Genomic DNA, 9,245 nt, shown 5'->3' with positions numbered 1-9,245 from the left:
GATGTCGTCGGAGACGAGCGCGTCGTAGAAGACCACGTCCGCCGCCTGCATCGCCTGCAAGGCGTGAATGGTGAGCAGTCCGGCGTCGCCCGGCCCGGCGCCAACCAGCGCCACTTCGCCGCCCGGTGCGGGTTGCGCCGCCAGTTGCCGCGCGAGTTCCGCTTCCGCTTCACCGAGGCGGTTTTGTGCGACCAGGGTGTCAAAGCGGCTGGCAAAGAGGCGCTCCCAGAAGCGTCGCCGCGCTTCCGTGCCGCGTACCGCCGCCTTGACTCGCGCCCGCCAGCGTCCGGCGATGCTCGCCAGCGCGCCGAGGTGGCGCGGCAGGAGCAATTCGATTTGCTGCCGCCAGTGGCGGGCAAGCACCGGGGCGGTTCCGGCGCTGGAAATGGCGATTTGCAACGGCGCGCGGTCAATCAGCGCGGGCACCATGTAGGAGCAGCATTGCGGCGTATCGACCACGTTGCAGAGTTTGCCCGCCGCTTCTGCCGACGCGAAAACGCGCGCGTTCAGCTCGCGGTCGCCGGTGGCGGCGACGACGAGAAAGGCGCCGTCAATTTGGGCAGGGTCAAAGGCCGCGCCGAGGTATTCGATGCGCCCGGCATCACGCCAGTCCTGGAAAACGGGGGCGAGTTCGCGCGCGACCACGCGCAGGCGCGCCCCGGCACGCAGCAGGTCTTCGGCCTTGCGCGCGGCGACGTGGCCAGCACCGACCAGCAGCACCGGGCGGTCGTGCAGGTCGGCAAAGATGGGGTAATATCGGCTCATGATGGCTCCTGTGTTATGGATGCCCGCATGATAGGGGCGCTACGGTCTCTTGTGAAAGGCGGGTTTGTTTTGCCGTTATGCCTTTTTGACATGAGCGCGGCCATCACGGTAAACCGGTTTACTGCGCAGCAAACGTAGGTCGGTCATCATGGCCGACATCAAAAAAATGTCGGGCATCAATGCCCGACCTGCACCGGATTTCCGTCTGCTCCAACGCGCCGCCGTACAGCGCTTTGCGAGTATCGCTATAAACGGGGTCAGCCGTGCGCCGTCAGCAGCGGTTTGAGGAACTGCCCGGTGTAGCTCGCCGGGTTTGCGGCGACGTCTTCCGGGGTGCCGGTGGCGATGATTTCGCCGCCGCCGCTGCCGCCTTCCGGGCCCAGGTCCACAATCCAGTCCGCCGTTTTGATGACGTCGAGGTTGTGTTCGATGACGACGATGGTGTTGCCGCCGTCGCGCAGGCGGTGCAGCACGTCCAGCAGTTGGCGCACGTCGTGGAAGTGCAGGCCGGTGGTCGGTTCGTCCAGGATGTAGAGGGTGCGGCCGGTGTCGCGTTTGGAGAGTTCGCGCGCGAGTTTGACCCGCTGTGCTTCGCCGCCGGAGAGCGTTACCGCGTTTTGCCCCAGGCGGATGTAGGAGAGGCCGACGTCGAGCAGGGTTTGCAGTTTGCGTTGTAATGCCGGGATGGCGTCGAAGAAGGTGTAGGCTTCTTCGATGTCCATTTCGAGGACTTCGTGGATGGTTTTGCCTTTGTAGGTGATGCCGAGGGTTTCGCGGTTGTAGCGTTTGCCGTGGCAGATGTCGCAGGCGACGAAGATGTCCGGCAGGAAGTGCATTTCCACTTTGATGACGCCGTCGCCCTGGCAGGCTTCGCATCTACCGCCTTTGACGTTAAAGGAGAACCGCCCCGGGGTGTAGCCGCGCGCGCGCGCTTCTTGGGTGCCGGCGAAGAGTTCGCGGATGGCGGTGAAGATGCCGGTGTAGGTGGCGGGGTTGGAGCGCGGGGTGCGCCCTATCGGCGATTGGTCGATGTTGATGACTTTGTCGAAGTGCTCCAGTCCTTCGATGCGTTCGTATTCGGCGGGGTCGTCACCGGCGCGGTTGATGTGTTTGGCGGCGGCTTTGGCCAGGGTTTCGTTGATGAGCGTTGATTTGCCGCTGCCGGAGACGCCGGTGATGCAGGTGAGGAGGCCGACCGGGAGGTTGAGGGTGAGGTTTTTCAGGTTGTGGCTGCTCGCGCCGATGAGGTTGATTTGCCGCTTGAGGTCGCGCGGCGTGCGTTTTTCCGGGACGGCGATGGTTTCGCGGCCGGAGAGGTATTTGCCGGTGAGCGAGTCGGGGTGCGCTTCGATTTCGGCGGGCGTGCCTTCGGCGATGATGCGGCCGCCGTGGATGCCCGCGCCGGGGCCGATATCGACGACGTAGTCGGCAGCGCGGATGGCGTCTTCGTCGTGCTCGACGACGATGATGGTGTTGCCCAAATCGCGCAGGCGCAAGAGGCTCGCCAGCAGGCGGGCGTTGTCGCGCTGGTGCAGGCCGATGGAGGGTTCGTCGAGGACGTACATCACGCCGACCAGCCCTGCGCCGATTTGTGAGGCAAGGCGGATGCGCTGTGCTTCGCCGCCGGAGAGGGTTTCGGCGCTGCGCGCGAGGGTCAGGTAGTTGAGGCCGACGTTCACCAGAAAGCCGAGGCGTTCGCGGATTTCTTTGAGGATTTTCGCCGCAATTTCGCCGCGCGCACCGGGCAGGTCGAGACGGTTCGCCCAAGCGGCAGCATCGGCGACCGACCAGCGGTTGATGTCCGGCAGGGTGGTGTCTTCGATGTAAACGTGGCGTGCGGCGCGATTCAGGCGCGTGCCGTGGCAGGCGGGGCATTCGCGGCTGTTCAGGAATTGGCTGATTTCGTCGCGTACCCGCGCCTTGTCGGTCTCCAGGTAGCGGCGGTTCATGGTGTTGATGATGCCTTCGTAGGTCGCCTCGCGGTAGCGCACCGCGCCGCCCGCGCCGATGGTCGGCATCGGGATTTTGTCCGTGCCGCTGCCGTAGAGGATGAGGTTCTGGATGGCGTCTGGCAGGTCTTCAAAGGGGGTGTTTTCGAGGTCGAAGTCGTAATGCGCAGCCAGCGCCTGCATTTGCGGGTAGAAGTAGGGGGTGCGCCGATCCCAGCCGCGCACCGCACCGGCGGCAATGGAGAGGTAGGGGTGCATGACGACGCGGCGCGGGTCGATGAAGGTATTGACGCCGAGGCCGTCGCATTCGGGGCAGGCGCCGTGCGGGTTGTTGAAGGAGAAGAGGCGCGGCTCCAGCTCGCTCAGGGCGTAGCCGCAGACCGGGCAGGCGTATTTGGCGGAGAAGGTGTGCGTCGCCTCGCCGTCCATCGCCACCAGTTGCACGATGCCGTCGGCGAGCGCCAGCGCCGTTTCCAGTGACTCGGCGAGACGCTGCGCGATTCCGTCGCGGATGGCGAAGCGGTCAACGACGATGCCGATGTCGTGTTTGCGCCGCCCGTCGATGGCGGGCAGGGCGTCCAGCTCGTAGATGTCGCCGTCGATGCGCGCGCGGACGAAGCCCTGCTGCTGCATATCCTGCAACAGCTTGGTGTGCTCGCCCTTGCGCCCCTGCACCAGCGGCGCAATCAGCATCCATTTGCTGCCTTCATCGAACGCCATGATGTTGTCCACCATCTGGCTGACGGTCTGCGCGTTCAGCTCGATGCCGTGGTCGGGACAGCGCGGAATGCCGACGCGGGCGAAGAGCAGGCGCAGGTAGTCGTGGATTTCGGTGATGGTGCCGACGGTGGAGCGCGGGTTGTGCGAGGTGGATTTCTGCTCGATGGAAATGGCGGGCGAGAGGCCTTCGATGTGGTCAACATCGGGCTTGTCCATGATGGAGAGGAACTGGCGCGCGTAGGCGGAGAGTGATTCGACGTAGCGCCGCTGTCCTTCGGCGTAGATGGTGTCGAAGGCGAGCGAGGATTTGCCGCTGCCGGAAAGGCCGGTGATGACGATGAGGCGGTCGCGCGGCAGGTCAAGGTCGATGTTTTTCAGGTTGTGGGTGCGCGCGCCGCGAATGGAGATGTTTTCCATGGGAAATCCGGGGGTTCAAAAAGGCGCTTATGATAAACGAAGCGGGCGGCGGGGGCCTTGTGCGAAAACACCCTCGCAGGGAGGGCGTTGGTCGGTTATAGCCGGGTGATGGTTTTGCGGTCATCGCTGTTGTCGTCGTCCGGTAATTCTGCTTGCAGTTGCCACGGGGCGAGGCGGGCGGCGAGGTTAAGCGCGGTTATCACGGCGAGGACGGTCATGAAGGGGTAATTGCCGGGCGGGGCGGCGACGAGGCCAGTGCTTGCGAGCTGGTAGTACGCGACCCAGAGGATGAGCAAGGCGGTATTGGCGGCGAGCAGTCCCCAGCCAAGCGGGCGGACGCGCAGCGGCGGCAGGGCATCGTCCGGCGGCAGCGGCTGGCCGTGGCAGAGGGCATTGGCGCTGTCGGCGATGGCGCAGACGCTCTCGTAGTCGCCGAGACGGGCGGTGTAGATGTTGGCGTGGTGGCGGTTTTTGCGGCTCGCGAGGCGGAGGCGTTCGCGGCGGAAGATGTTGAGCGGGATGGCTTCGATGTCGCCGAGTTTGTCCCAAGGGATGTGGCAGTTCGCCGCACCACTGCCGAGTTGCGCGCCGCGCAGGGGGATAAGGTAGAGGTTCTTGTGGCGCGAGTTGGCAAGGGCGAAGTGGATGCCGTCGGCATCGGTTGCGACCAGCGGCGTGTCCGGCTGGCGGAAGGTGTGGCGCAGGTTGCGCGCGAGGGCGATACCGATTGGCAGCAGCAGGAGCAGGGCGATGGAGAGGAGTATGAAGCGACCAGCATCGTCGCGGCTGAATATAGCGGGCAGGAAGGCGTTAAGGATGAGCGCGGTGAGGACGAACCAGCCGTAGCTGCGCCAGTTGCTGTCGCGGATGGCACGCGGGTGGCGGTACCAGACGCGGACGGGATTGGATTGCATGGTTTCTCCGTGGGTTGGGGGAGGCGCGAAGGCCGGAATTGCCCGCTATGGTCGCGGGGAGGCAATTATAAACAGCCCCTGGCAATACGGTTGCCGTGGCGACGATTTTGCGACTTGCACCGCTGGTTTATAGAGTGTGTGGCGGCGCAGCCGACACGCACGCGGGGGAATTTTGCATCGGCAACCGCGTGCGTGCCTGCGGCACACACCCTACGCACGGCGCTGGATACGGCGGGGCTGTTTGCCTCGTAACCGTTGCAGGTCGGGTATGGATGACCGACCCGCGCGGGTAATTGTTTGGCATCGGCGGGGAAATTGGTGAACCCCACCCCGGCCCTCCCTCACGGGGGAGGGACAGTTGGGTGGACGTCCGCAGCCATAGGGTGCGCCTTGGCGCACCGCAGACGGCGGGGGAGGGGCGACGCGGCGTCATTTTTCAAATGGGTGAATCAAAAACGCCCCCGCAAGGAGGGCGTTTTTATGCGCGAAAAGCAGTGTTTATTTGAACGGCAGTTTGCCCATCGGCAACGCACCTTTGGCGGCGCCGAGCATCCGCAGCATTTTGCCGCTGCGGAATTTTTTCATCTGCGTCTGCATTTCTTTGAATTGTTTGAGCAGGCGGTTTACTTCCGGCACGTCCACCCCGGCGCCGGCGGCGATGCGGCGTTTGCGCGAGCCTTTGATGATGTCCGGGTTGTGCCGCTCCTTCATCGTCATCGAGAGGATGATGGCTTCTTGCCGGCGGATTTTTTTCGGCGAGAGGTGCTGGTCTTTCACTGCCTGCGGGATGTTGCCCATGCCGGGGATTTTTTCCAGCATTTTGTCCATGTCAATGAGCTGCATTTGGTGCAGTTGTTCGCGGAAGTCGTCGAGGTCGAAGGTTTTGCCTTTCGCCATTTTGGTGGCGAGTTTGCGCGCTTTTTCTTCATCGACCTGATGCTCAAGGTCTTCGATGAGGCCGAGGACGTCGCCCATGCCGAGGATGCGCGAGGCGATGCGGTCGGGGTGGAAGGCTTCGAGCGCTTCGGTTTTTTCGCCGACGCCGAGGAATTTGATCGGTTTGCCGGTGATGTGGCGGATGGAAAGCGCCGCGCCGCCGCGCGCGTCGCCGTCAATTTTGGTGAGGACGACGCCGGTGAGCGGCAGCACGTCGTTGAAGGCTTTGGCGGTGTTGGCGGCGTCCTGCCCGGTCATGCTATCGACCACGAACAGGGTTTCGACGGGTTTGAGTTGGGCGTGCAGGGTGCGGATTTCGTCCATCAGCGCGTCGTCGATGTGCAGGCGGCCAGCGGTATCGACGATGAGGACGTCAAAATACTGGCGCTGGGCGTAGTCGAGCGCGCGCGCGGTGATGTCCGCCGGTTTTTCGCTGGCGTCAGACGGAATGAAGGTCGCGCCGACTTGTTCGGCAAGGGTTTTGAGCTGCTCTATCGCCGCCGGGCGGTACACGTCGGCGGAGACCAGCGCGACTTTTTTCTTTTCGTTGATGAGTTTGCGTGCGAGTTTGGCGCTGGAGGTGGTTTTGCCGGAGCCTTGTAGCCCTGCCATGAGGATGACGGCAGGCGGCTGCGCGGCGAGGTTGAGCGCGCTGTTTTCTTCGCCCATGATGCGGACGAGTTCGCTTTTGACGGTTTTGATAAAGGCCTGGTCGGGCGAGAGTTTCAGGCTGACTTCCTGGCCGACGGCGGCGTTTTTGATGGTCTCGACGACTTCTTTGACGACCGGCAGGGCAACGTCCGCCTCAATCAGCGCCATGCGTACGTCGCGCAGCGCCTGGGTGATGTTTTCTTCGGTGATGCGGCTCTGGCCGCGCAGTTTTTTGAAGGTGCCTTGCAGGCGCTCGCTTAGGTTGTCAAACATGGGCTTTCCCTGATTAAGTTAAGGTAAATTTTTGTTGTATTATAGCCGCCCGCTTTGTTTTTCAGGATGTTTTATGCAGCTTTGGCTGCCGCTGTTTACCGTTTTTGCCTATGTCGCCGCTGCCGCCGGTTTTGTCCGCGTTTACCGCAAACCGCAGCGCCGCATCAACCCGCTGTGGGTGCTGGGCATTTTGGTCTGCGCCTGTCAGGGGCACGCGCTGTCGCTGATTGTCTCGTTGCAGGCCAACAATCATCTGAATCTCTCTGTCTTTAATATGGTGTCGGTGAACGCCTGGTTCGTCGCCTGTATTTCCGTCTTCTGGCTGTGGCGCGCCTCGATGGCGCTCGGCGGCGTGGTCATTTGTCTGGTGAACGCGGTCGCGGTCGCCTTGCCGCTCGTTTTCGTCAGCGACAAGCCGTTTGCGCCGCACCTCTCGCCGGGAATGTGGTGGCACATTTTGACTTCCATCGCCGCCTGGACGTTTATCTCGCTCGCCTTCCTCCATGCGCTGCTCTACGGCTGGCTGTTCCGCCGCCTGAAACGCAAACAGTTGAAAGACATCAGTGTTTCCTCGCTGGTCAGCCTGGAACGGGTGATGATGCTGCAAGCGGTGACGGGCTTCATCCTCCTCGCCATCGCGCTCCTCACCGGCTGGATGTTCGTCGATAACCTCTTCGCGCAGCATCTCGTCCACAAAACGGTGCTGACCTTCCTCGCCTGGCTCGCCCTCGGCTGGATGATTTACTCGTACTACATCCGCCGCCAGCGCGGCACGCCGCTGGTGGTGGAAATGTGCGCCGTCTTCATCCTGCTGCTCATGGGCTACGTCCTGAGCAATTTCATCCTGCAATTTGTCATCAACCATTAAGGAGCCCTCGTGGACAGCATTCCTATAGGACTGTTAATCCTCGCATTATTTATCTGCCTCGCCCTCTCGGCCTTCTTCTCCGCCTCGGAAACCGCGATGATGTCGCTCAACCGCTACAAGCTCAAACACCAGGCGGACGAAGGCAACAAACGCGCCAAATGCGCCAGCCACCTGCTCAAACACACCGACCGCCTCATCGGCACCATCCTCCTCGGCAACAACTTCGTCAACATCGCCGCCACCTCGCTCGGCACCCTCATCGGCCTGCGCCTCTACGGCGACCTTGGCGTCCTGCTCTCCACCATCATCCTCACTGTCGTAGTTCTCGTCTTCTCTGAAGTCGCGCCGAAAACACTCGCCGCGACCAACGCGCAGCGCATCGCCCTGCCGGTTGCGCCGGTGCTGGCCTGGCTGGTGCGCATCCTCTCGCCGCTGGTGCGCCTCTTAAACGCCATCGTGCGCGTCGTCCTGCGTCCGCTCGGCGTGAAGACCGAAAACGCCGTCGAAGAAGCCTTGAGCAACGACGAACTGCGCAGCATCGTCCAGTCCAGCCAAAGCGGCGACGACGAAGAAAGCAGCGAACAGCAGGATATGCTGCTCAACGTACTGGAGCTGGAAGACGTCTCCGTCAGCGAAGCGATGGTGCCGCGCAACGAACTCGAAGGCGTGGACTTGAACGACGACTGGGAAGACATCCTGCGGCAAATTACCGGCAGCCGACATGGCCGCCTCGTCGCCTACCGCGACCACCTCGACCAGGCGGAAGGAATGCTGCACATCCGCGACATCATCCTGCCGCTGCGCGACAACAGCCTCGACAAAACCCGGCTGCAACAAGTACTGCGCCCCTGCCACTTCGTCCCGGAAAGCACGCCGCTACGCAAACAACTGCTGCACTTCCGCCAGGCGAAAGCGCGCAGCGGCCTCGTCGTCGATGAATACGGCGACATCCAGGGGATGATTACCCTCGAAGACATCCTGACCCACATCGTTGGCGAAATCGGCGACGAAGACACCGGCGACACCCCGCCGGAAATCATCGAACAAGAAGAAAACCGCTACACCGTCGAAGGCGGCATCCCGCTGCGCCAACTCAACCGCGAGCTGGGGCTGAAACTGCCGCTGGAAGGGCCGAAAACCCTCTCCGGCCTCATCATCGAAACGCTGGGCAACTTCCCCGAAGCGGGGACGGAACTCACCTTCCCCGGCTGCACCGTGCGCGTGCTGGACTTTGCCGACGGCATCGTCACCAGCGCGGAAATCCGCCGCGAGATTGAGGCGGAAGAGGCGGAGGAAGACTGAGCTTGCCGGAGGATTTGTGCCGGCATCGGCGCAGGGAATAAACATTTTTCTTGCAACCGTTCCCCAAAAGAAACGGCGAAGCATTGAGGGATAAAAATGTTTGGCAAATACAAGACCCCCATATTCCTAATCATCTTTTCCTTTTTGATGCAGTTCCTGGGCAATCCCATTCCCAGACACGAGCCGCCGCCAATCGCCAATACCCCATTTGATTATTTGCTGTTGATTATTTCTGGTGGTCTGTCATTCATCGCCATTATTTGGATTATCCTGCTCAGAAATGACAAATAAATGAACGCCCGGCACCGTATCTATCACTACGGATTCCGGGTATTCATTTTTCTGCACCCGGCAAAAGCCTTGAAACCTAAAAAAGGGCGCGGGACAAATTGCTGCCTCCACCTGCGCCAGGCGCTGTTTGCAATTTGAAAAATCCCCCTCCCCTGCAGG

The 9,245-nt window shown here is 62.0% G+C and carries 7 protein-coding genes; 2 read left to right on the top strand and 5 right to left on the bottom strand.

The window, feature by feature from the left end:
* The 4 genes from Q0349_RS08340 to ffh form a co-directional block, all read right to left on the bottom strand.
* Nucleotides 1-765: NAD(P)-dependent oxidoreductase (locus Q0349_RS08340; RefSeq protein WP_298080408.1), on the bottom strand; the 765-nt coding region annotated here is incomplete at its 3' end.
* 257 nt (nt 766-1,022) lie between these two features.
* The gene (uvrA, locus tag Q0349_RS08335; RefSeq protein ID WP_298080407.1) at nt 1,023-3,851 is read right to left on the bottom strand and encodes an excinuclease ABC subunit UvrA; all 2,829 of its coding nucleotides are present in this window, start codon (nt 3,849-3,851) and stop codon (nt 1,023-1,025) included.
* Between the two features lie 95 nt (nt 3,852-3,946).
* On the bottom strand, nt 3,947-4,765 hold the full coding sequence (locus Q0349_RS08330) for a hypothetical protein (RefSeq protein ID WP_298080406.1): 819 nt from the start codon (nt 4,763-4,765) through the stop codon (nt 3,947-3,949).
* Nucleotides 4,766-5,263: 498 nt separating this feature from the next.
* Entirely contained in the window at nt 5,264-6,625 is a 1,362-nt protein-coding gene (gene ffh / locus Q0349_RS08325; protein WP_298080405.1) for a signal recognition particle protein, read from the bottom strand.
* A gap of 73 nt (nt 6,626-6,698) precedes the next feature.
* Here ffh and ccsA point away from each other — a divergent pair, with 73 nt between their 5' ends.
* Together ccsA and Q0349_RS08315 are read left to right on the top strand one after the other, a co-directional pair.
* Entirely contained in the window at nt 6,699-7,493 is a 795-nt protein-coding gene (ccsA, locus tag Q0349_RS08320) for a cytochrome c biogenesis protein CcsA (RefSeq protein WP_298080404.1), read from the top strand.
* Between the two features lie 9 nt (nt 7,494-7,502).
* Nucleotides 7,503-8,795, top strand: a complete 1,293-nt coding sequence (locus tag Q0349_RS08315) for an HlyC/CorC family transporter (protein ID WP_298080403.1) — start codon at nt 7,503-7,505, stop codon at nt 8,793-8,795.
* A 243-nt stretch (nt 8,796-9,038) separates the two neighbouring features.
* Here Q0349_RS08315 and Q0349_RS08310 read toward each other — a convergent pair.
* Nucleotides 9,039-9,245, bottom strand: a 207-nt coding sequence (locus Q0349_RS08310; RefSeq protein WP_298080402.1) for a hypothetical protein, incomplete at its 5' end; no start/stop codon positions are given.

The organism is uncultured Cardiobacterium sp. (assembly GCF_938028185.1).
Taxonomy (GTDB): Bacteria; Pseudomonadota; Gammaproteobacteria; order Cardiobacteriales; family Cardiobacteriaceae; genus Cardiobacterium.
The sequence above is the reverse complement of the archived record's forward strand: the minus strand, read 5'-3'. Positions and strand labels throughout refer to the sequence as shown.